At 48.3% G+C, this 22,558-nt stretch carries 15 protein-coding genes and 1 riboswitch; of the genes, 8 read left to right on the forward strand and 7 right to left on the reverse strand.

Annotated elements, in window-relative coordinates:
* Positions 1 to 84: 84 nt before the first annotated feature.
* A complete protein-coding gene (locus QUB70_RS25410) occupies positions 85 to 1,611 on the reverse strand; it encodes a cyclic nucleotide-binding domain-containing protein (protein WP_332984209.1) in 1,527 nt (508 codons plus the stop codon).
* Between the two features lie 454 nt (positions 1,612 to 2,065).
* Between QUB70_RS25410 and QUB70_RS25415 the strand changes: the two genes are divergently transcribed.
* The gene (locus tag QUB70_RS25415) at positions 2,066 to 2,938 is read left to right on the forward strand and encodes a 6-carboxytetrahydropterin synthase (RefSeq protein ID WP_332984210.1); all 873 of its coding nucleotides are present in this window, start codon (positions 2,066 to 2,068) and stop codon (positions 2,936 to 2,938) included.
* Between the two features lie 123 nt (positions 2,939 to 3,061).
* Here QUB70_RS25415 and QUB70_RS25420 read toward each other — a convergent pair whose 3' ends face one another.
* Positions 3,062 to 3,211, reverse strand: a complete 150-nt coding sequence (locus QUB70_RS25420) for a hypothetical protein (RefSeq protein ID WP_332984211.1) — start codon at positions 3,209 to 3,211, stop codon at positions 3,062 to 3,064.
* Between the two features lie 31 nt (positions 3,212 to 3,242).
* Here QUB70_RS25420 and QUB70_RS25425 point away from each other — a divergent pair, with 31 nt between their 5' ends.
* The 5 genes from QUB70_RS25425 (at position 3,243) to thiC (ending at position 11,698) form a co-directional block, all read left to right on the forward strand.
* On the forward strand, positions 3,243 to 5,324 hold the full coding sequence (locus QUB70_RS25425) for a tetratricopeptide repeat protein (protein ID WP_332984212.1): 2,082 nt from the start codon (positions 3,243 to 3,245) through the stop codon (positions 5,322 to 5,324).
* A 655-nt stretch (positions 5,325 to 5,979) separates the two neighbouring features.
* On the forward strand, positions 5,980 to 8,253 hold the full coding sequence (locus QUB70_RS25430) for a Calx-beta domain-containing protein (RefSeq protein WP_332984213.1): 2,274 nt from the start codon (positions 5,980 to 5,982) through the stop codon (positions 8,251 to 8,253).
* Between the two features lie 210 nt (positions 8,254 to 8,463).
* Entirely contained in the window at positions 8,464 to 9,024 is a 561-nt protein-coding gene (locus QUB70_RS25435; protein WP_332984215.1) for a Uma2 family endonuclease, read from the forward strand.
* Between the two features lie 170 nt (positions 9,025 to 9,194).
* Entirely contained in the window at positions 9,195 to 10,034 is an 840-nt protein-coding gene (locus QUB70_RS25440; RefSeq protein WP_332984216.1) for a Uma2 family endonuclease, read from the forward strand.
* 186 nt (positions 10,035 to 10,220) lie between these two features.
* Positions 10,221 to 10,317, forward strand: a riboswitch (TPP riboswitch).
* Positions 10,318 to 10,324: 7 nt separating this feature from the next.
* The gene (gene thiC / locus QUB70_RS25445; RefSeq protein WP_332984217.1) at positions 10,325 to 11,698 is read left to right on the forward strand and encodes a phosphomethylpyrimidine synthase ThiC; all 1,374 of its coding nucleotides are present in this window, start codon (positions 10,325 to 10,327) and stop codon (positions 11,696 to 11,698) included.
* Positions 11,699 to 11,885: 187 nt separating this feature from the next.
* On the opposite strand, the gene dcm is transcribed toward thiC, so the two are convergent.
* Together dcm and pyrE are read right to left on the reverse strand one after the other, a co-directional pair.
* A complete protein-coding gene (gene dcm, locus QUB70_RS25450; protein WP_332984219.1) occupies positions 11,886 to 13,172 on the reverse strand; it encodes a DNA (cytosine-5-)-methyltransferase in 1,287 nt (428 codons plus the stop codon).
* Positions 13,173 to 13,360: 188 nt separating this feature from the next.
* The gene (gene pyrE, locus QUB70_RS25455) at positions 13,361 to 13,936 is read right to left on the reverse strand and encodes an orotate phosphoribosyltransferase (protein WP_332984220.1); all 576 of its coding nucleotides are present in this window, start codon (positions 13,934 to 13,936) and stop codon (positions 13,361 to 13,363) included.
* Positions 13,937 to 14,020: 84 nt separating this feature from the next.
* Here pyrE and QUB70_RS25460 point away from each other — a divergent pair, with 84 nt between their 5' ends.
* Positions 14,021 to 14,548: a hypothetical protein gene (locus QUB70_RS25460; protein ID WP_332984221.1), complete on the forward strand. Its 528-nt coding sequence runs from the start codon at positions 14,021 to 14,023 to the stop codon at positions 14,546 to 14,548.
* Between the two features lie 178 nt (positions 14,549 to 14,726).
* On the opposite strand, the gene QUB70_RS25465 is transcribed toward QUB70_RS25460, so the two are convergent.
* The gene (locus tag QUB70_RS25465) at positions 14,727 to 15,473 is read right to left on the reverse strand and encodes a pentapeptide repeat-containing protein (protein ID WP_332984223.1); all 747 of its coding nucleotides are present in this window, start codon (positions 15,471 to 15,473) and stop codon (positions 14,727 to 14,729) included.
* A gap of 20 nt (positions 15,474 to 15,493) precedes the next feature.
* Complete coding sequence (locus tag QUB70_RS25470; RefSeq protein ID WP_332984224.1) at positions 15,494 to 16,138, reverse strand: hypothetical protein; 645 nt, start codon at positions 16,136 to 16,138, stop codon at positions 15,494 to 15,496.
* Positions 16,139 to 16,458: 320 nt separating this feature from the next.
* On the opposite strand from QUB70_RS25470, the gene QUB70_RS25475 reads away from it, so the two are divergent.
* Positions 16,459 to 16,767 (forward strand): WGxxGxxG family protein, encoded by a 309-nt coding sequence (locus QUB70_RS25475; protein ID WP_332984227.1) that lies wholly within the window; start codon positions 16,459 to 16,461, stop codon positions 16,765 to 16,767.
* 489 nt (positions 16,768 to 17,256) lie between these two features.
* Here the strand turns inward: QUB70_RS25475 and QUB70_RS25480 are convergent, their stop codons facing one another.
* Complete coding sequence (locus QUB70_RS25480) at positions 17,257 to 22,197, reverse strand: PAS domain-containing protein (RefSeq protein ID WP_332984228.1); 4,941 nt, start codon at positions 22,195 to 22,197, stop codon at positions 17,257 to 17,259.
* Between the last annotated feature and the right edge of the window lie 361 nt (positions 22,198 to 22,558).

Consider the following 22,558-nt stretch of genomic DNA (forward strand, 5'->3'; position numbering starts at 1 on the left):
ATGACTAATGACTAATGACTAATGACTAATGACTAATGACTAATGACTAATGACTAATGACTAATGACTAATGACTATTTAATGTCAAATTCCAAAAAGAACTTGAATTCGCTTGCGAATCTTAATAAAAGGAGTTTGTCCCAGAGAATCGTTATCTAACAATCCCAAATCTCTCAAAGCTTGCTGGCGTTCCGACAATTTTCGAGCAATCTGATCTGCTAAATTCGGTTGTTCTATTAAAAGCTTTTGCAAGTCGTGGCGTTCCACCACAAACAAAATTGCATCTTCGCTAGTTTTAACAGTCGCCGTTCTCGGAGTTCCCAACAGCAAAGATATTTCCCCAAAAAACTCGCCCTCGTGAAGCGTAGCAATATACTGATCGGCTTTTTGAGAAAGAACTTCTACAGTACCCGAAAGAATAATATAAAAAGAATCGCCCGGGTCATTTTCTTTACATACAACTTGTCCCGCTGGAAACAGTTGTCGGTAGCCGTATTCAATTAACTGTCGCAGTTCTAAATCCGTACACTGTTCAAAATAAGTTACTCGTCGCAACAAATCTCGCAGATTCCAATTATTAGGCGATTTAGAACCTAAATTTTTATGTTCAGAATTAGAACCTAAATTTTTATGTTCAGAAACTGTTGAATTAGATTTAACTTCTGCTGAATGGTTGGCATTCTGCGGAAAAACTTTGCCGTTGGAATTATCGTCTTTGCGATCGTGAAAAAGTTTAGTTAACTCTTGCGGGTTGCGCAACCACAAATCCCGCTGCGGAAAAGGAATTTCGATATTTCGATGGCGCAATTCGTAATCTATTAAAAAATTGACCGCACTTTTAATGGCATTGCTTTCTTGCGGTTGGTCAATCCAAACTAAAAGTTCAAAATTTAAAGCGTTATCTCCAAAACCGCAAAACCATACTTTAGGAGAAGGATGGGACAAAACATTCGATTCCATCCGTGCCGCAATTAACAGCGCTTCCGTAACTATTACTGGGTCAGAACCGTAAGCAACGCCGATGGGGATGTGGAGGCGGCATCTGGGGTCTCTATAACTCCAGTTAATAATGTTAGTTTCGACAAACTTAATGTTTGGTATAATTACAAACAGTCCGTCAATGGTTTTAATAATTGTCGAACGGATAGAAATTGTTTCTACTGTTCCTAATAAATTGTCTATTTCAATAAAGTCTCCGACTCTAATTTGCTGCTCGAATAGCAAGGTTAGACCGCTGATAAAGTTGCTGGCTAGATTTTGCAAGCCGAAGCCGAAACCAATGCCGACGACGCCAGCTAAGACGGTGAGAGAAGTGAGGTTGATGCCGGCACCTTGCATGACGAATATACAGCCAAGTGTTGCTAAAATATAGCTGATGATGGTGGAAATTGCTTCTCGACTGCCGCGCTCCAATCCCATCCGAACTAGCAGGCTGCGCTTGATTCCTTCACTGATGAGACGAGCTATAATGAAGGCAAATATAGCTAAGAGTATCAGTTTGACGATCGCGCCGATCGACAGATGAGTGTCCCCGACATAAAATAGCGGGGTTGTCATCGCACCAGACAAATTTTCAAAAAAGCGATCGGCTCGTTCAGTAATCCAATTCATTAATATTTGGTAATGGGTAATTGGTGATTGATAATGGGCGATCGGTTTTGAGCGCAATTGAACCGCCAACAGCTAACTATTGCAGAGCTTAGACGAAAAAATCTAAATGTGGAGTGCCCTGTGTTGCAAAAAAGGTCGATTCCCTACCGCAACGGGCTCGCACGCGCGTTCGGGATAGATCCGAAAAGCGCGTACTTTCTTAAAAACTCGTAAGTGATTGGTTAGCAACTGAAGGCGAGAAACTGTTTTGTAGCGGTATTTTCTCCAGGATATCTGTGTTGTGGCGCAAAATAGGTCCTGCGGCTCGATCGGCGATGTGTTGCCAATATCTGGAAAATTGGTAGAAATTCATTAACAGCACCCTCAAATTATCGAAAAATTCCAGCAAAAATTAGTTTATCCTTAAGAAGCGAGTCCTTTACAGAACTTAACAAGCTTACCCTACTTGACTTTTATGCAGTGCATCATCAATCGTCGGGCACAGTTTTCGGCGAGTCACCGGTACTGGCTGCCGGAGTTGAGCGAAGCCGAGAACTTTGAGCGGTTTGGCCCAACTGCCCGCGCACCGGGACACGGACACAATTACGTCCTTTACGTTTCCATGATAGGAGAACTCGACGAGTACGGGATGGTGCTCAACCTGTCGGATGTCAAGCACGTCATCAAGCGGGAAATTACCAACCGTCTCGATTTTTCCTACCTTAACGAAGCGTGGCCGGAATTTGAGCAGACTCTGCCAACTACGGAAAACATAGCACGGCAAATTTGGCTGCGGCTAGCTCCTCATTTGCCTGTGAGCAAAATTCAATTGTTTGAACACCCCGAACTTTGGGCTGAGTATTTAGGAAACGGAATGGAAGCTTATCTAACTCTGTCTACTCATTTTAGCGCCGCCCATCGGTTGGCTCGTCCAGATTTGAGTTTTGAAGAAAACTCGGAAATTTACGGCAAATGTGCTCGTCCTAACGGTCACGGTCACAACTATCATTTAGAGGTGACAGTTAAAGGGGAAATTGATGCGCGGACTGGCATGATTGCTGATTTGGGAGCTTTGCAAAAAGCCGTTGACGATTATGTTGTTGAACCCTTCGATCACACTTTTTTAAATAAGGATATTGCCTATTTTGAAAATGTTGTGCCGACTGCGGAAAATATTGCGGTTCGGATCGGGCAATTGTTGCGATCGCCCGTGCGGGAATTGGGCGCAGAGTTGCACAAGATTAAGCTGGTTGAAAGTCCGAACAATAGCTGCGAAATTTACGGCGCTGATTTAGAGGAAGTGACGGCACAAAGTCAGCAGCCGGAAGCAATTTTAGCTGGGGTTTAGAGCTAAAAATCGGGTCGGTTGGGGCGGGTTCACCCGGATATGGGGCTAATTGTGCAGATTGGTAAACCCGCCCCGATGATTCCGAGGGTTATTCAACCGGATTAGGCGCGAGAATATATTCTTTCAAAAAAGTTCCACAGCTAGAATTTTTGGCACTTTTCCTGACAAGTCAGACTCCGCGCGTATTTTGGAGATAGCATCGCCAGCATTCCTCATCTCCGTTATTCTAACTGCTGAGGCTATGAGGTCGATCGCCCGATCGCTGACAAGCAAGCACTAATTTCTCCTAGGTGAGTTGACGTTTATGCGGGTATCAAATGTAGCTCTCTTGACTCTGGCCGCCCTCGCATCCCAGAATTTAACTGCTAATACTAGCGCCACTCCTGTTCCACCTCCCATCTCTCCTGCGACACCTACCCCTAGCAACTTTGTTGATGCCATAAATAATACCGTATCCCGTCCGGCTGATTCAATTAGCGCGCCGGAGACGATCGCCCACGAACAATTTTCCCCGCGAATTGCGGTAAAATCGCCGACAGGTTTGCTGGTAGCAGCCGCTCAACCGGAGTTATCTCCTGCTGCAAAAACCAAGGCGAATACTCCTGCTGCATCCGGCGATGAACTAATAAAATCTTTACAAGAAACCTGGCTGGCTAAATTAATAGAAACCGGGGTTGACAGCAATCCCCAAGTTCGCGACGCTTTCGCTTTTATCTCCCCGCCTACTGGCAGTGCTGAATCTGGATACGGTTTTAATAATACCATAGCTCTGCTCAATATTTTGCTAATTCTTGGTACTGTATTTCCACCGGTGACAATTGCCTTTTTTTGGCTGATGCGGCGGCTGGTAGTCAAACAGTTGGTTGCTGATGCCAATAAAAGATTGCAGGGCATTGGTGTATTGGAATCAGAGCTGCTTAATTCTAGCCAACTGACTCAAAAGTTGAGGGATGAATTAGAAGCGCAAATGAGTGCAGCTAAACAATCGATAGAATTTTTAACGAGAGAAACTGAAATTTCCAAATCTTCCGTCGAGCAAATTGAAACTCTCAAATCTCAATTTCTGATGCACTTGCAAGTTTTGCTAACAGAAGTTTACGAGAAAAAATCTCAAATTGTTCAAGAAATCTCCCAAGTTCACGCAGTTGTTGCCGAAGAAGCTGTCAAACTCGCACCTCAACCGCAGTTAAACAATTCCCAAAAGTCGCAAACGGAACCTGCTAGCGAGGGGGAAAATTTCATTGCGGACGATTATATCAAGCAAGGCGAAGGGCTTTATTTTCAAGGCAATTATGATGAGGCAGTAGTCTGCTTTGAAAAAGCTATTTTAGCGAATAATAATTTGGATGAGGCTTGGTATTGGCGCGGAAATGTGTTAATAAAGTTGCAGCGCCAGGAAGAAGCACTCGCCTGTTACGAGCAAGCAATATCAATTAAACCGGATAACCACGAAGCGTGGTATAATAAAGCGATTTTGCTGGGAAAATTGCACAGGTACGAAGAGGCGATCGCCTGTTACGAGCGAGCAAGTTCGAGCGAGTCCCAAAAATACGGTTGTTGGCACAACATAGCGGCTTTGTTGGGTAAATTGCAGCATTACGAAGAAGCGATCGCCAGTTACGATCGCGCCCTAGCTATCAAAACAACCGACAGCGAAATTTGGCACAACCGAGGCGCGATGCTGGGCAAAATACAGCAGTATGCACAAGCAGTCGATTCTTACGATCGCGCTCTTGCTCTCAATCCCAAGAGATACGAAACTTGGTACAATCGAGGCAATATGCTGTGGAAACTGCTCCGTTACAGCGATGCTATTGATTCTTACGATCGAGCTCTGGGTCTCCGGGGCGACAAATACGAAGTTTGGTACAATAGAGCCGTTGTGCTCGGAAAAATGCAGCGCTATCAAGAGTCGATCGCATCCTACGACAAAGCAATTGCCATTAAACCGCAGAATTTTGAATTGTGGCACAACCGAGGCACAGCTTTCGACAAACTGTCGCAGCACTCGTCAGCAATTGCATCTTACGAATCAGCAATTACCTTGAATTCCGAGTGTTACGAAGCTTGGTTTGGTAAAGGCGAATCTTTGGCAAAATTGCAGCGCAATGAAGAAGCGATCGCAGCTTATGAGAAAGCGATTGCTATTAAGCCAGACTCCTACGATGCTTGGCACCACTGCGGCACAGCTTTGTCAAAATTAAAGCGCTATGAGGAAGCAATGGCAGCTTACGATAGAGCTATTGCCATCAAACCAGAAAATGCCGAAGCTTGGCGCGATCGAGGCGCAGTTGTATCGGAATTAAAGCAAGATACAGAAGGATTTGCTGCCGGCGAAAAAGAGATTCAGAACCAGCCAAAATCCGATGAATCTTCGGACACTTAGTTAGGCGCAAGGTGCAACTATCCGTGCGAACTCTAATTTTATTTTATTTGCGATCGTTCATTAAAATCAGTTCGTTTTGAGGACTTTATTCATCATAATTTTATGAGAACTAAAGTCCTCAAGACAAACATTTTTGTTACGGGTAATTGACCGTACGTGATATCAGGTGCACCGCTTTGTCCGCACCCATTTTTTTTTGCGCAAACTGTGTACGGCTTCGTGCGAACACGAATTTTGGCGGCATTAAATCTCTACATATATTTTCAAATAATGTCCTGAAACTGATTGATTTAATAGAAACATATAGCTTAAGTCCTGGCAGTAATAGCACTCGCTCTATCGCAAGCATTTCCTAAGTTAAATAGGTATTAATTCTGATAATAAAAGATTGAAAGTTTCGGGAACATTGCTACAGCATTATTATTCTCCACTATTAAGAGGACATCGAAGCGGAAATACAGTTGCAAAAATAGCCCGACAGCAAAAAATTGCACTGGGCGATTACTTGGTGGGGGGAAACTCTAGTAAATACTGACATAAATAACAGGTTTTTCTCCTAGTCATCTGTTAATTTAAACACCGCAATATTACCTGAAGAATCTCTACAGGTGCTTCTACCAAAAGCAAAAACAATTAACCTGTGGAGTTAAAAAAAATGGCAAACATAGCAGGAACTCTCGGCGCGGATCTCATACCGGGCAATCTATCAGACGGTCGCATAATTGGCCTAGGCAGCTTGCTAGGCGACGATACCATCAGCGGACTAGACGGCAATGATGCGATCAATTCAGGGTCAGGAAACGACCTCATATACGGCGGCCCCGGCAACGATATTGTCAACGGCAACGAAGGTGACGATCAAGCATACGGTGGCAAAGACGACGACCAAGTATACGGAGGCAAAGGCAACGACTTAGTTAGAGGCGACATCGGCAATGACAGTATTTTCGGCAACGACGGGAACGACTTGATGTTCGGCGGCAAAGACAACGACACGATGTTCGGCGGCAAAAACAACGACTTGATGCTGGGCGACCTCGGCGACGACGTACTCTACGGCGACCTCGGTTCTGATACAATGAGCGGCGGCGGTGGAAATGACATTTTTGCGATCGGGCGAGTCGGCGACGGCAAACCCACAGCCACCACCGGCGGCCCCGGAATCCCCGATGCCGACGTAATTACCGACTTCCGAGTCGCAGGCAACGATGTCATCCAGTTATTTGGCGGCCTGCAATTCAGCGACTTGCAGTTCATCGACGGTACAGGCTCTAACGGCATTAGCATCGGCAACACCCTAGTTCGCGATACCGGCACAGGCGAGTATTTAGTCAACATCCAAGGTTTTAGCGCAGCCCAACTGAGCGCGAATCCGGCATGGTTCCAATCGGCTGGATTCCCGACACCGACACCGACACCGACGCCGACTCCAACCCCAGCGCCCACACCGACGCCGGGAACGACTCCTGCAAGTGTCTTCAGCTTTAGCACAAATAATTACTCTACTCCCGAAGGCAGCGCCGGTACGGTGACAGTAATTCGCACGGGCAATACTTCGGCTCCCGAAACCATTAATTTCGGTACAGTTGACGGTTCCGCTTCTTCTCCTGCGGACTATAGCCCTACCGCTGGTACGCTGAATTTTGCGGCTGGACAAACTAGCGCGACTTTCACTGTCCCGACGGTGGCTGATGCTATTAGCGAAGGGGCAGAAACGGTGAATGTATTCCTGAGCAATGGCAATGTAGGTAATATCAATCCGGCAACGCTGACGATTTTTGATGGTGGAACTGGCCCGACGCCGACTCCAACTCCAACTCCGACGCCGACTCCTGCGAGTGTCTTCCAGTTCGATGGAGGTAATTACACTGTCAACGAAGGCGGTCAGGCTACGGTGACAGTGACTCGCACCGGCGGCACTGGTGCAGCAACGATTAACTACGCTACTGTTGACGGTTCGGCTACTTCTAGCGGGACTGCGCCTGACTACACGGTGGCGGCTGGTTCGCTGAACTTTGCGGCTGGGCAAAATAGCGCCAGTTTCACAGTCCCTGCTTTGACTGATGCGATTGCTGAAGGCCCAGAAACTGTCAACTTAGTTCTCAGTGGCGGTACTGTGGGCAGCAATCCGGCAATCTTGACGATTAATGATGTTGCGCCGACACCGACTCCGACACCGACTCCGACACCGAGTCCAACTCCGACTCCAACTCCAGCAACATCAACAGGAACCCAGTTTGTTTTTAGTGCGGCTACTTTCAGCACTCAGGAATCATCTGGCTTTGCTACGGTGACAGTCAATCGCATCGGCCCCAATACCGCTCCCGCAAGCATTAGCTACGGTACTCTTGACGGCACTGCCCTATCGACTGGGAGCTCGGTTGATTATTCCTCTGGTGCTGGTGTACTCAACTTTGGCCCTGGGGAAACTTCCAAGACGTTCAGCATCTTTGTCAATCCTGATACTGTGCCTGAAATGACTGAGACTGTTAACCTATTTCTCAACAACGGCCCCGTCGGCACTCCGTCAACAGCAAGACTAGACATTATTGACGGTAGCGGCAGTGCGTCTGGCAATGTCTTCCAGTATAGTGCGTCTGATTACGGCACGATCGCCGCTCAGGGCGGCGGCACAACGGTTACAGTTACCCGATCGAGCGGCTTAGGTGCAGCATCGATTGATTATATTATTCTGGCGGGTACTCCAGGCAGCGGCCCTGCACCTGTATTTGGTACCGACTACCTGCTGAGCCCGGGCGGCCCCACTGGCGGCACGTTGTCCTTCGCCGACGGCCAACTCAGCCAGACCTTTACGCTTCAAGACAACCAATTTAGTACCAATAATGGGACTGTGCGCTTAGGTCTTGCTAACCCCACTGCTGGCTACAGCTTCGGCAGTACAGCGGCAACAAGTATCACTCTCATCTAAGGCTGTTAGTAGGGTGGGGATTGCCTTCCCTGGGACGATCGGCAAAATCTGCTTTGTTAGCAGTTTTCTCCTCTTGTTCTAGCGATCGTCATCTACAAATTTTGTTTATATGCCACCTCGTTTGGGGTGGTTTTTTGTTGTTTGGAACTACTGCTATTTCTCAAAATAAAGTGGTAAGCTGAGACTCAATGCTGAAAAAGGAGAATAGTTATGTCTGTTCAGATGCAAAGACGGCTATTTACAGTGCAAGAATACCACCTGATGAATGAAGCTGGCATTTTGGGTGAAGATGACCGAGTGGAATTGATAGAAGGAGAAATTATCCAAATGGCAGCAATTGGTACTCGTCACGCAAGTTGTGTAAAGCGCCTGCTGCGACAGTTTAACATTATTCCCGATGACCAAGCTATTATTGGCGTGCAAGACCCTATTCAGTTGACTGAGCGCACTGAACCTCAACCGGACGTTGTATTGCTGCAACCTCGTGCTGATTACTACGCCACAGCCCATCCAGTACCGTCTGAAGTTTTGCTGTTAGTTGAGGTTTCAGATAGTACGGTTGATTATGACAGAGATGTGAAAGTATCGATTTACGCGCGATCGCTCATTCAAGAAGTTTGGCTGGTAGATTTAGTTGAAAATTGTTTGGAAGTTTACCGTCAGCCAGGCCCGAACGGCTATAGTTTAATGCTCAAGTTTTGGCGCGGTCAACAAGTTGCGCCGCTGGCTTTTCCCGATTTAGAAGTGAGCGTTGATTTTATATTGGGTTAATAGAATTTTTTATAATTAAATTTTACTAATTTAGGGGGCGAATTCAAATCGCAAAATGTCGGCTTCTTCCTTCTTCGTTCTGACTGACATCCGTTACATCCGTTACCAAATCCGTTGCCGAACTTCCTTCTACTATAATAAGTTTAATTACTCAAATCAGTTCAAGTTTTATGACTATTGCCAAATCATTTGAATTGGAAGTCACCCATCTCCCAGATCACACTGAATTACCAGAGTCGGACGGTACTTTTGTGAAAAACTTTCAAGAACTTCCTCAAAGCATTATTCTCACTGATTCACTCCGACCAATTTTGCAACAACTTCATCCAGACGGACGCTACCGCATCGGCCAAGATTGCGGGATTTATTGGCGTTTAACTGACCCTCTAGAACGCGGTGCCGAAGCGCCCGATTGGTTTTATGTGCCGAATGTTCCCCCACTATTAAATGGTGAGGTGCGACGTTCTTATGTATTGTGGAAAGAATACGTTGCACCGCTGATTGTTTTGGAATTTGTGTCCGGGAACGGTTCAGAAGAGCGAGACAGAACGCCGCCACCCGAACCCGATCGAGCCGAAGAACAAAAGGTGGGCAAATTTTGGGTTTACGAACAGGCGATTCGCGTGCCTTTTTACGGAATTTATGAAGTGAAAAAAGCGGCTGTAGAAATGTATCATTTAGAGGATAATCGCTATCAGCTAATGAGTGCAAATGAGCGAGGTCGCTATCCGATTCCCCAGCTTGGAGTTGAGTTGGGAATTTGGCAAGGTGAATATGATGAGATGAATTTACCTTGGTTGCGTTGGTGGGATAGTGAAGGAAATTTGCTGTTAATTGGGGAGGAACGTGCCCGAGAAGAACACCTGCGGGCGGAACGAGAACGCCTTCGCGCTGGAGAAGAACACCTTCGCGCTGAAGAAGAACACCTTCGCGCGGAGGAAGAAAAACAACGCGCCGATCGCCTAGCAGCAAAATTGCGCGAAATGGGGATTAATCCTGATGAGGTGTGATTGTTTTTAGGTTGTTAAATGGGGTGCGATTCCCTTCGGTATAGCTTCGCTTGATGCACTTTTTAAACAGCAGAAATATCAGAAGCCCCAAAAGGTCGATCGCACTTTCGATCTCTTCACCGCATTGTTTATATTAAGATTTCCTTAATTGCTTTCATCTGGTACAGAAATCGGTGATACAATCAACAGCTTAGCTAGGGGTGCCCGAATATCCGGGCTGAGAAAACACCCTTAGAACCTGAGTCTGGGTAATACCAGCGGAGGGAAGCTGTTTATCAAGGAAATTAAATATGCGTACCGAATGGATCGCTAAGCGTAGCGGGCAGAGCAATGTATCTCAAATGCACTACGCCCGCCAAGGTGTAATTACTGAGGAAATGCACTTTGTTGCTAAGCGAGAGAATCTCCCGCCAGAACTGATCCGCGCCGAAGTAGCGCGGGGACGGATGATTATTCCGGCTAATATCAATCACCCGAATTTGGAACCGATGGCGATCGGCATTGCCTCTAAATGCAAAGTCAATGCTAATATCGGTGCTTCTCCCAATTCTTCCAATATGGAAGAAGAAGTTGACAAGCTGAAATTAGCAGTGAAATACGGTGCTGATACCGTGATGGACTTGTCCACCGGCGGCGGGAATTTGGATGAAATTCGCACTACGATCATCAAAGCTTCACCGGTGCCGATCGGCACAGTACCAATTTACCAAGCTTTAGAAAGCGTTCACGGTAATATGGAAAGTCTGACACCGAATGACTTTCTGCATATCATCGAAAAACACGCTCAACAAGGTGTTGATTACCAAACAATTCACGCCGGAATTCTGATCGAGCATTTGCCGTTAGTCAAAAATCGGCTGACTGGAATTGTATCTCGCGGCGGCGGCATTTTGGCGCGGTGGATGCTGCACCACCACAAACAAAATCCCCTCTACACTCACTTTAATGACATCATTGAAATCTTCAAAAAATACGATGTTTCGTTTAGTTTGGGAGATTCTCTGCGCCCCGGCTGCACTCACGATGCGTCGGATGAAGCTCAATTAGCTGAACTCAAAACTTTGGGACAATTAACTCGCAAAGCTTGGGAACATGACGTGCAGGTAATGGTGGAAGGCCCCGGACACGTGCCGATGGATCAAATTGAGTTTAATGTCAAGAAACAAATGGAGGAATGTTCCGAAGCACCCTTCTATGTTTTGGGGCCGTTGGTGACAGATATTGCGCCTGGATACGACCACATTACCTCAGCAATTGGGGCCGCGATGGCTGGTTGGTACGGTACTGCAATGCTGTGCTACGTGACGCCGAAGGAACACTTAGGATTGCCGAATGCTGAGGATGTCCGAAACGGGCTGATTGCTTACAAAATTGCGGCTCACGCTGCGGATATTGCACGGGGCCGTCCGGGTGCGCGCGATCGCGATGATGAACTCTCGAAAGCGCGTTACAATTTCGATTGGAACCGTCAATTTGAGCTGTCATTAGATCCAGAACGGGCAAAGGAATATCACGACGAAACTTTGCCGGCGGATATCTACAAAACTGCTGAATTCTGTTCGATGTGCGGGCCTAAGTTCTGTCCGATGCAGACTAAGGTTGATGCCGATGCTTTGACGGAATTAGAGAAGTTTTTGGCTAAGGAACCTGTAGCCCAAAGCTAATCTTAATCCAATACGGTTCACTTAACATATTTATGCCCCGGAGATCCCCTAAATCCCCCTTAAGAAGGGGGACTTTGAGGGCATTCTTGTCCCCCCCTTTTTAAGGGGGGTTAGGGGGGATCTGTCTTAAGTGAACCGTATTGAATCTTAATCAGGTGGGCGGATTAATTCGCCCACCGTTCCCAATTCACAAAGCACTAACTTTTTGTTTGGTAGAGGACAAAACATTCTGGATCACTTCTAGAGCAACAGTTTTAACTACATTGATACTGACACTATTACCCAATTGATAGTAAGCTTTATCATCATTAGGATGCAGTACAAAACTATCGGAAAAACCTTGTAACCGCGCCGCCTCGCGGGGAGTAATTCGGCGGAGTCTGCGGTTATGATAAACACCTAATTTATTCGCATCGCTGGCAACAATTGTTACAGAAATCTTCTGCGGATCGAGAAATTTATAGACTTCAAAGGAAAAGTTACCGGATACAGGTTTGTACTGATTGTTGTTCCGTTGCAGGTACTTTTTTGTGACCAAGGAATCCAGAATTTCATCGAGATTGGGATGAGCAAAAAAAGTAGCTATTTGCTCTTTAGTTAATAGCTTGCCATCTTGGTCAGCTCCAAATTCTTTATTGCGCCTTTTTAATATAAAAAGATTCATTAATTCAATTTCGTCTAAACTGCACTCACCTCGCAAACCCAGTTCCCAAGAATGAATCGAATTGCCGCCGCGATAGTCAATTAGCCGCATTCCGTGCAAGCGATTTAAATCATTGTTCACGATTTGTTTCAATGCGTTGACAAATTCTGGCGAACAATCATATTTTGGCTCTGGATGGTCTTCCAAAATATCTGCAACTGTGACAGGTTTACTTAACGGGGAAAAGAACGATAGCTGTTGATGACTAGAGGAATGTGAATCTTTTGGGCCTAAGTCGGAAATTAAGCCAAATTGGGGCGAAGCATTTAAAATTCCTACTAGGTAAACTCGGACGCGGTTCTGAGGTAAACTAAAGTTAGAGCTGTTGAGCAAAAAATAATCGAAGCTGTAACCTCGGCTTTTAATTTCGCCCTTAATAGTTTCGAGGGTTCTGCCGCCGTCGTGGCTGACAAGCCCCCGCACGTTCTCGAAAATAAATGCTTGAGGTTTAAAGGTATCAATTAACCTTGCAATCTCAAAAAATAGGGTGCCTCTGGTGTCTCCAAAGCCTGATTTTTTGCCAGCATAGGAGAAAGACTGACAAGGAAATCCCGCTAGTAAAATATCATGTTCTGGTAGTTGGTTAATTAGTCGGATGTCGCCTAAAGGTGTGTCGGCAAAGTTTTTCTGGTAAACTAATTGAGCGTCGGGATTGATTTCGCTGCTTAATACGCATTCTGTTTCCAGATTCAAGGAATGAGCGGCGGATTCAAAGGCTAATCTCATGCCGCCTATTCCTGAGAATAAGTCAATAAAACGGATGGTTTTCATAGCCTTAAACTGGCTGGTTAAGATTGATATCTTGCAGCATTGTTAATACGAGCCAGAGTGGGTGGGGGCGGGCTTACAAATCCTCTGGTTTTAAGGCAGAGTTCAGGGTGAACCCGCCCCTACGGGATTATGTTTATAGTGTTATGTCGATCGCCCAACCCAACTGGGCCTACAATAAATTTACATCCCTATTTTTTGCTACTAATCCATTCCTTAAGATCCGCGATCGTAAAAACAGTTTCAAAGTCCAATCCAACAGAGCGATAAAACTGGGCACCACCTTGCTCTCTGTCAATCAGCGACAACACGCGATCGACTTTATAACCGGCACCCCGCAACCGTTCCACCGCCTGCATCGCCGACTTGCCCGTCGTCACCACATCCTCCAAAACCGCCACATTCGTTCCCTCTGGCAAAATCGGCCCCTCAATATATGCCATTGTCCCGTGTCCCTTCGTCTCCTTTCTGACAATTAGCGCCGGAATCGATCGACCTTCCAGAGCCGAAACCACACTCACAGCAGTTACAATCGGGTCAGCACCCAAAGTCAAACCGCCCACAGCTTGCACATCCGGCGACAACATCGACAACAGCAAACGTCCCGTTGCCAAAGCACCTTCAGCGTGCAGCGTCACCGGTTTGCAGTTAATGTAATAAGAACTTTTCTGCCCCGAAGACAGCACAAAATCACCTTCGCGATAGGCAAACTCGCACAACAAATCTAGAAGTCGATCGCGCAACACCTTTAAATCCTCAGCATTCATAACTTACACCCTGTAGAAAACACAAATAATCCGCCGATAATCAGTTTATATTGGAATCGGAATTAATTAAAGAGGCCCAAATAAATGAGTCAAAAGTTAAAAACCCTGAGCAGCGCGTTGATTCTCGCTATCGCCTCTGTCGCAATGGCATCCGTCAAACCAGCTCAAGCACAAACAGCTCGATTTCACCCGATTGCTGACGACTTCAACCGACAATTCTTTGAAGCTTCAGGAGACTTTTACCACAACGTCAGCTTGCAAGGTTATTTGGGCGACTATTTAGGCATCGGTTCCCCCAGCGGCGTCGTTGCCTTTCCCGAAAAAGAAATCGAGCGGGATGCCAGCCGCGTCAACGGCTTCTACCGACGAGTAATGCAGCGGCAAGTTTCCAGCGACCCGATTCTCCGCGTCCCGGATGCCGTCAATCCCTTCGATTCCTCAGTCATGGCGCTGCCGACCGCTTGCCAGCTTGCACCTCAACCGAGCGGCTGTTTCGCCACTCCCGCCGGGCTCCAAGATCAGTTTACACTTCCAACACAGCAGCAAGATTCACAGACCGATCCAGGCCCGGTCAGAGGACTTTATCAAGTATCGCCGGCCGGCAAAAATTAGTCGATCGACAGTTGCGAGTTTTGAGCCGAGGCGGGTTTACTTTCATCTCGGATTTGTTTGAGAGAGAAAGTCTGAACCCGTCCCAAAATTTCATGTTTTGGCGATGCTGTCGGTAAACGCGCAACTGGCTTTTTTTAACTATCGCGGTTATTTTACAGGACTAAATATTATCCAATATTTATGAAATAATGCTGCCGTCAGGCATGATTGTTCCTTTCAAAATAGCTTCAGCCAGATTAGCTCCCGCCAAGTTCGCTCCTCTCAGATTTGCCCCCGTCAAATTCGCTCCTCTCAAGTCAGCTTTGCCAAGGTTTGTCCACCGGAAATCAGCGCCTCTCAACTCCGCAAAACTGAGATTTGCGCGAAAAAGATAAGCTCCAGTTAGGTGAGCTTTCGTGAAATTAGCTTTATAAAAATTAGCAGCATAACACTGTGCTTCAATCAATTCGGCTTGAGGGAGATTGGCTTGACTGAGATTAGCACAGTTGAGGTTCGCGCCGATCGCATTAACTCGAAACATCACCGCACCAATTAAATTCGCCTCTCCTAAATCGGTTTGTTGGAGATTGGCAGCGCTGAAGTCCGCCCCAATTAAATTAGCACCGCTCAAATCAGCTCCTCTGAGGTCAGCCGCTTGGAGGTTGGTTCCCGTTAAATTGGCTTTAATCAAATTAGTTTCTAGCAGTTGCGCTCCGGCAAGATTTGCTAAACTGAGGTTAGATTCGGCGAGGTTTGCCGAAATTAATTTAGCCTTAAACAAGTCTATCTTAAAAAGGTTCGACCGCCAAAGATACGCACCTCTAAGATTTGCTTCGGCGAGGTTAGCTTCGCTGAGATCCGGTTCTAGATTGGGGTTGAGATTTCTCCATTCAATCCAAGTAACTGCACCTTTTTTCAGGAGCGCTAAATGCTGTGTGTTTGCCATAATTGCATCTCCTTTAACGGCTATTCCTTGCGACCAAAAATTGCTGGATTTTCCCGACCAGCCACGCTTTCCACCGCCGCAATTGCTGCCTGGGAACCTGCGATAATATCTCGTTCTGCTCCGCCGAGGTAAAGCCGTCCGAAACTGCCGACAGCTTGAACTTCTAAGATGTTAATAGATGCACCTTTTTCTGCTTCATTGGCCGCCAGCGCTGCATAGGCCGCCGGTTCTACTTCTAAGACATAAAGAGTTTGTCCCGCCAGCAGCAACTGTCCGCGCCTGCTGCGGTTGATTAATTGCGTTTGGTGGGGGTCGATGTTGCGAATAATTTGGCTGGAAATCACGCGCGGTTTGATACATTCTTCTCTGCGGACTCCGATGAATTCTAGAATTGCTTTGCCTGCGGCCCGGGTTTCTCCCTGCTGGCCCGAGTGTACTTCCAGCAGGCCGTACAAGCGTTCGACTATCTGGACTCCCGGGCGCACGGAGGCAGATTTGAGGGCGACATCGGTAATTCGGTTAATTTCGATACCGGGCGAGATTTCTATCCACAGCGACGCATCCCCAGGCAGCGGCAAGAATCCGGCGGCGATTGTGCCGATATATGCTGCGTGCTGCGGCTGCAAGTTGTCTAGAAATACGTAGCTGCGTAGCTCTATTCCCAAAAGTTTTTATCTCCGTCGATCGAGTTCCAACTGTTGTCTGTGCAATATCTGAGTTTACCTTTTTTTGTCAACAGTACATTGTTTGTTGGGCTAAAGTGCCTCAACCTCACCGGCGAGCGAGGTGTGAGACCCTCGTCAGAGTGCCGTTCCGGCCTTTGCGAGCAATGTTTAATTTCGTGCGGCTGCTAAAAATTTGATATCAATCTGTAGTAATAGGTGGAACTTAGCAGTGTTTACTGCTAGAGGTGGATTTAACTTTAATAGCCGATCGATATAGTGGTGATAGTAAAAGATTGTTGCCAACAGAGAGCATTTGAATTATGAAACGTTCTGACTTATCCAAAGCAATCGGTGCAGGAATTATAGCTGCTGGTTTAGCAATTGTACCAGCTCATCTGCCAGCTTCAGCTCAGACAGATACAGCTCCCGGTACTAACAGCACAACCACCACAACTCCTCGCTCCGATGTCTACAGTGCTGAGACAGATCGCGATTTTGATTGGGGATGGTTGGGTTTGCTCGGCTTATCGGGCTTGTTCGGTTTGATTCCCAAAAAACGCGAAGAAACAGTCCGCCATACCACTACAACAGGCGATCGCGACCCGGCAGTTCGCACCGACTACCGTTAATCCTCCAGTTTTAGGGCTATGGGTACGATGCAGGGACAGGATGTTTTAACCTGTCCGACGATCGCCAATAATCATCAAAAAACCTCCATCTGTGAGGTTTTTTTGTTGGAGATGATGATGCGCGATCGATCGACAATCGCACCCTCAGAATCAAGAGACATAGGAGTGAAATGCAAGTCTTGAACCGGCAGGATGCCTGTTCCACAATAATTAAATTATGAGAGATGTCTAATCAGACATAACCAGACTTAAGATTACTTATATTAAATCCGGTAGCATCGGAATTGTCGCTGGCGGGGGCGGGTTTATGAGATTGTAGATTATGGGCAATTATTGTTGGCGAACCCGCCCGTACAAAATTTAACATCATACAAGTTCAAGTCAAACGGAAATAATATTTCTTCTTCCTTTCTTCTTCCTTTCTTCCTTCGCGTCCTTCGCGACGAAAGCGGTTCATTAAATAAAGACTTTTGACACACAAAAAAGCCCTTAAAAAATCTTTTCACCAGATCGATCGAGCAAATCCAACATCGCCTGCACCAACTTGTCGGGGTCTAAAGGCTTAGAAATGTGCCGCTGGAACCCAGCAGCCAGCGCCTGCTGATAGTCAATTTCTCCAGCATAAGCGGTGAGGGCGATCGCCGGCACCAGTCCCCCTTTCTCTGGCGGCAGAGCCCGAACCTGCCACAGCAACATATAACCGTCTGTGTCGGGCATTCCAATATCGCTCAACAGCAAATCAGGCACTGACTGGGTTAAAACCGCCAAAGCATCGGCGGCGTTAGCAACTGCTGTAACGCTTGCCCCACAATCCTCAAGCAGAAAAACCACCAAATCTAGCGCATCGGCATCATCATCCACCGCTAACACCTTGATACCGCTCAAATTGAAGGATTGCTCCGGCGCAGTCGCCACAGGACTTGTCTGAGGTTGCACGGGCATCATGGGTATCCTGACAGTAAATTTCGCGCCTTGTCCTTCGCCTGCACTGTCGGATTTCACCGTGCCGCCGTGGAGTTCGACGAGATGGCGGACGATCGCCAATCCTAAACCCAATCCGCCAAACTTGCGCGTAATAGTGCTGTCAGCTTGCCGGAAGTAGTCGAATACGTAGGGCAGAAAATCAGGAGAAATGCCTTTTCCCGTATCAGTTACAGTAATTTGGGCGTCGGTGTCAACCCGATCGAGCTTGACTTCGATTTTGCCTCCCGGCGGGGTGAACTTGATGGCATTTGACAGCAAATTCCACACGACTTGCTGAAGTCTGCCCGCATCGCCCAACACCTGCCCGAGATTCGGTGCAAATTGAGTGCTGATTTGAATCGACTTGACTTGGGCCGACAGACGCACCGTTTCAATGGCGCTGGCGATCGCCCCGGCTAAATCCACAGGTACAATATTCAAGCTGAGCTTGCCTTGCAGAATCCCCGACACGTCGAGCAAATCTTCGATAAGCTGGGTTTGCAGTTTGGCGTTGCGCTCGATCGTCTCTAAGGCGTAACGCTGCTTTTGCGGTGTCAGAACGTTCGATTGCAGCAGCTTCGCCCAGCCCAGAATCGGGTTTAAGGGAGTCCGCAATTCGTGGGACAAAACAGCCAAAAATTCGTCTTTGACGCGGTTAGCCTGTTCTGCTTCTTCCCGGGCTGCCTTTTCCCGCGCTAGCAGGCGTTCCCGTTCCGCTTCTGCTAGAAGGCGATCGGTAATGTCGGTGTTAGTGCCGAACCAGCGCAGCAGCTTGCCTCGCTCGTCGCGAATCGGCACGGCGCGGGAGAGAAACCAGCGGTACGATCCATCTTTGCCGCGCAAAGGGAAAGTATCTTCCCAGAGTTCGCCTGTTTCAATGCAGCGCCTAAAATTTGCGACAACCCGATCGACGTGTTCCGGGTGGTGCACCTGTTGCCAGCCCCAGCCTTGCATTGCTTCTAGGGTGGTGCCCGTGTAGTCAAACCAGCGCTGGTTGTACCAGAAAATCCAGCCGGTGGCATCTGTCATCCAGGTCAACTGGGCGATGTTGTCAGCTAGAGCGCGGAACCGAGCCTCGCTTTCGTGCAGCTCATACAGGGTTCGCGCGTGCTGGATCACCGTCCAGAGGCGAGCCACAACTTCTTGCATCAGCGAAACTTCATCGGCCCGCCACTGCCGAACCGCCTTTGATGTCACCAACAAAACAGCCACCCAGCGCCCGTCCTGAAGGCAGGGAACACAGACCAAAGCGCGAATGCCAATGACACCGTATTTATCGACGAAAGACGCTGTATCCTGGCAATTAGCGATATCTGAGATGACTGCTGTTTGACCTGCCTGATACAGAGCTTTCTGTTCTGGCGTACTAAAGTCTGAGATTTGATAGGTACCGGCGATGCTGGCATCGCCGGGCTGGTGCCAATCTCGATCGATAATTGCTAGTCCGGCTGCTGCATCGATTTCGTGCCATATGCAGCGATCGACCTGTAGATATTCTCCCAGACTGTGCATGGCTTCCCACAACATTTCTGCGGGGTTGGAGCGCTGGCGCAAGCGGATTTCCAGCCCTGAGATAAACTGCTCGTCGAGTTGGGCCCTTTTGCGATCGTGAATATCGGTATTCGTGCCGATCCACTCGACAATCTCACCCCGGGCGTCGCGAAAGGGGAGGGCGCGGCACAAATGCCAGCGTTCCATTTGGTCGGAGGCCCGCCGCAGGCGCAGCTCAACTTGATAAACTTCTCCGGTGATTTGACATTCTTGCCAGCGGGCAGCAGATTCTGCCAAATCCGACGGCGGCATCACGGACTCCCAATTGTTTTGAGCGGCTTCCTGGTAAGACATTCCCAGATATTCCGACCATTTTTGATTGGCAAAGCGAAGTTCCCAGGCGGGGCCTACATTCCAAATCAGTTGGGGCAGCGACTCAGCCAGGAAGCGGAAGCGGCGGTCGCTTTCTGCTAAGCTTTCTTCGGCTCGTTTGCGATCGTCAATATCAATGCCGATCCCGACCCATTGCACCACCTGTCCCCCCGCATCTTTGACGGGTACAAGTCGCGCTAGATGCCAGCGGTAGGTGTTGTCAAACCTACGCACCCGACACTCAAATTCGTAGGCTTCCCCTGCTTGAATCGCAGCAGTGCGCGTGCCGACAACTGTTGGCAGATCCTCGGGATGAAATAATTGCAGCACCGGCGCAGGCAGCGGAAATTCTGGCATGATGCCCGTGTAACTTTTCCAGTGTTGGTTGCAAAACTCTAACCTGCCGTCGGCGGTGTTGATCCACATTAATTCTGGGACGCCATCGGCGAGGGTGCGGTAGATATTTTCGCTTTGCCGCAGTGCTTCTTCTATTTGGCGGCGCTCGGTTTTGTCCTGCATGATTTTCAGGAAACCTTGCACCTCCCCGGCTGCGTCGCGCAGCGGCATCACCAGCCCGCTGCCCCAAAAGCGGCTGCCGTCTTTGCGGACGTGCCAGCACTCGTTTTCTGCCTTTCCCTGAGTTAGGGCGCTGTGCATTTCTGTTTCGGGCCTTCTGGCTGCTGAGTCTTCTGGGGTGAAGATGATCCGTCCGTGCTGGCCGACGATTTCAGCTTCGGTATAGCCCAGCAATCTCTCGGCGCCTGAGTTCCAACTGGTAAAGTGTCCGCCGGTGTCGAGGGTGAAGATGGCGTAGTCTTTGGCGCTGTCGAGAATCAACTCCAGGTGGGTTTCACGATCGCGCAGTGCTGCTTCTGTTTGTTTGCGTTTGGTAATGTCGCTGGTGAAGCCGACTATTTTGGTCGCTTCGCCTTGCTGGTTGCGGATCGAACAGGCGCGTTCCCAAACATCGATCCAGCGCCCGTCTTCGTGCCGGACTCGGTACTCGATTTCGTAGCGCTCGGCACTTAAGATTGAGTCCGCCCCGGCTTGGATGCGCGCCAAATCGAGGGGATGGATGCGTTGTCTCCACCACTCTGGTGTTGTCTGTGCATCCTCTGAGCGGACACCGACGATCGAGAACAGTCCCTCGGAACGGTAAACTGAGTTTGCTGCCGAATCCCACTCAAACACCATGCCGTCGATCGCCCTTGTAGCTGATTGGAAACGGTTGTGGCTTTCTTGCAGGGCGAGTTCGGCCATTTTGCGATCGGTAGCATCAAATAATACTCCGATAAACCGCACTGCGGAGCCTGCCGCGTCGTATAGATAGCGCCCGAACGAGTTCAACCAGCGGATTTCTCCGCTGTCGGCGCGGATGATGCGGTATTCGGGGGAGTACATCGATCGCGTTTGCCGAGCTGTTTCCACTGCCTGCAAGACTTGCTTTAAGTCGTCTGGATGCACGCAGTTTTGCCACACAGCAACGGTTGCTTCGCCGTCGGGTGTCGGTTCGCAGCCCAAAATGCTGAAATGGGTCGCCGACCAAATTACTCGATTTGTTCGCACGTCTAAATCCCAGGTTGCCATGCCTGAGCCTTCGATGGCGATGCTCAAACGTTCTTCGCTTTGTTTTAAGGCAATTTCAGTTTGTTTGCGATCGCTGATATCTGTGAGGGAGCCCGCGGCCCGCACGGGATTGCCTGATTCGTCCCAAATTGCTCGCCCTCTGGCTAAAACCCATTTGTAGCGCCCGTCCCGACAGCGAATGCGGTACTCGCAGCAGTAATGTGAGGTTTCTCGATGCAAGTGCTGCTGCCAATTGCTTTGCACGATCTCCAAATCATCGGGATGAATGCAGCTTAAAAATTGGCTGTAGTCCTTGACTTCTTCGGGCCGACGTTCCAAAATCTCTAAACAGCGATCGCTCAGAAAATGGCAATTTGTTTTCAGGTTGCAATCCCAAATGCCGTCGTTGCTGCCGGCACAGGCTAGCTGCCAGCGTTCTTCGCTTTTTCGCAAAGCTTCTTTGGTTCGATCGGCGCGATCGATTTGTACGGCGGCAACGGCAAAGTCTGCCAGGGCGATCGCGATCCGCAAGTCTTCGGCATCGAACTGGCGATCGTCCTGGTGAGATACAATCCATATTGCCCCCAGCGGTTGATTTTCTGCTAGCAGCGGCACGACTAACGCTTCGGCGATCGGCAATTCTAGCTGCTGCAAGTCGGTGAAGTATTTTTCTGGAGCGAAGTAAAGCTGGGGTGTTTGGCGATCGCTCCCGGCTCCCGACAAACGCAGTGTGAGGGGTGTGTTTGTGTGTTCTGCGGCTTCCCACGCGCCCGCCAAGGCTTCCCAGCGAAAGATTTGTTCGGATGCTGCATTTTCTTCTAGCAAGCAGACTCCGACACTTCCTGCGCCGCACAAATCTTTAGCGATCGCAACCAGTGTTTTGAGCAGAGTGCGGGGCGAGGTTGCCAGTTGTCGGGCCAGCATTTGCAGCGCCCGGTTTTCTGCTTTGAGATCGTGCGATCGAGGGATGCGGCGCGACAGTTCCTCGGCGATCGGAATGTCGGTTAAATTAGTTTGTGGGGTTTGCCAAGCTTCCATCAATTAGTCGTTTGTATGTCTTTCGGTCTGAGCTGTCGATCGTATATCAGCGCCCTCTTAAAGCATCTGCTATAAATTATAGTATCTACCGAGAGACAGAATTAGTTATCTATCTTGGGAATTACTTTTTAGTTTTCAGGCTAGTTGATTGCCTTGGTTGCCTGTGCTCTTGGCGCCACCTTATGCACAATTTTATTCCAGAATCGTGCTTTTTCCATATCTGACTCGGACAGAAATTCAGTCTGTGCCGGACAAGGAAAATACTGTTATAATTCAGCCGCTAGGGGGTGCATCTCACTTTGGCAAATATATCAAATTGAAAGTTGACCGTTGAGGTAAGCACAGCGAAGAGAAAGGATAG

This window comes from Microcoleus sp. A003_D6, from assembly GCF_036702825.1.
Taxonomy (GTDB): Bacteria; Cyanobacteriota; Cyanobacteriia; order Cyanobacteriales; family Microcoleaceae; genus Microcoleus.

What these genes read in the sequence shown, in the direction of transcription:
- QUB70_RS25480 (WP_332984228.1), bottom strand. Translation starts at nt 22,197, where the DNA reads ATGGAAGCTTGGCAAACCCCACAAACTAATTTAACCGACATTCCGATC.
- pyrE (WP_332984220.1), bottom strand. Translation starts at nt 13,936, where the DNA reads ATGAATGCTGAGGATTTAAAGGTGTTGCGCGATCGACTTCTAGATTTG.
- QUB70_RS25475 (WP_332984227.1), top strand. Translation starts at nt 16,459, where the DNA reads ATGAAACGTTCTGACTTATCCAAAGCAATCGGTGCAGGAATTATAGCT.
- QUB70_RS25410 (WP_332984209.1), bottom strand. Translation starts at nt 1,611, where the DNA reads ATGAATTGGATTACTGAACGAGCCGATCGCTTTTTTGAAAATTTGTCT.
- dcm (WP_332984219.1), bottom strand. Translation starts at nt 13,172, where the DNA reads ATGAAAACCATCCGTTTTATTGACTTATTCTCAGGAATAGGCGGCATG.
- QUB70_RS25415 (WP_332984210.1), top strand. Translation starts at nt 2,066, where the DNA reads ATGCAGTGCATCATCAATCGTCGGGCACAGTTTTCGGCGAGTCACCGG.
- QUB70_RS25460 (WP_332984221.1), top strand. Translation starts at nt 14,021, where the DNA reads ATGAGTCAAAAGTTAAAAACCCTGAGCAGCGCGTTGATTCTCGCTATC.
- thiC (WP_332984217.1), top strand. Translation starts at nt 10,325, where the DNA reads ATGCGTACCGAATGGATCGCTAAGCGTAGCGGGCAGAGCAATGTATCT.
- QUB70_RS25465 (WP_332984223.1), bottom strand. Translation starts at nt 15,473, where the DNA reads ATGGCAAACACACAGCATTTAGCGCTCCTGAAAAAAGGTGCAGTTACT.
- QUB70_RS25430 (WP_332984213.1), top strand. Translation starts at nt 5,980, where the DNA reads ATGGCAAACATAGCAGGAACTCTCGGCGCGGATCTCATACCGGGCAAT.
- QUB70_RS25425 (WP_332984212.1), top strand. Translation starts at nt 3,243, where the DNA reads ATGCGGGTATCAAATGTAGCTCTCTTGACTCTGGCCGCCCTCGCATCC.
- QUB70_RS25440 (WP_332984216.1), top strand. Translation starts at nt 9,195, where the DNA reads ATGACTATTGCCAAATCATTTGAATTGGAAGTCACCCATCTCCCAGAT.
- QUB70_RS25435 (WP_332984215.1), top strand. Translation starts at nt 8,464, where the DNA reads ATGTCTGTTCAGATGCAAAGACGGCTATTTACAGTGCAAGAATACCAC.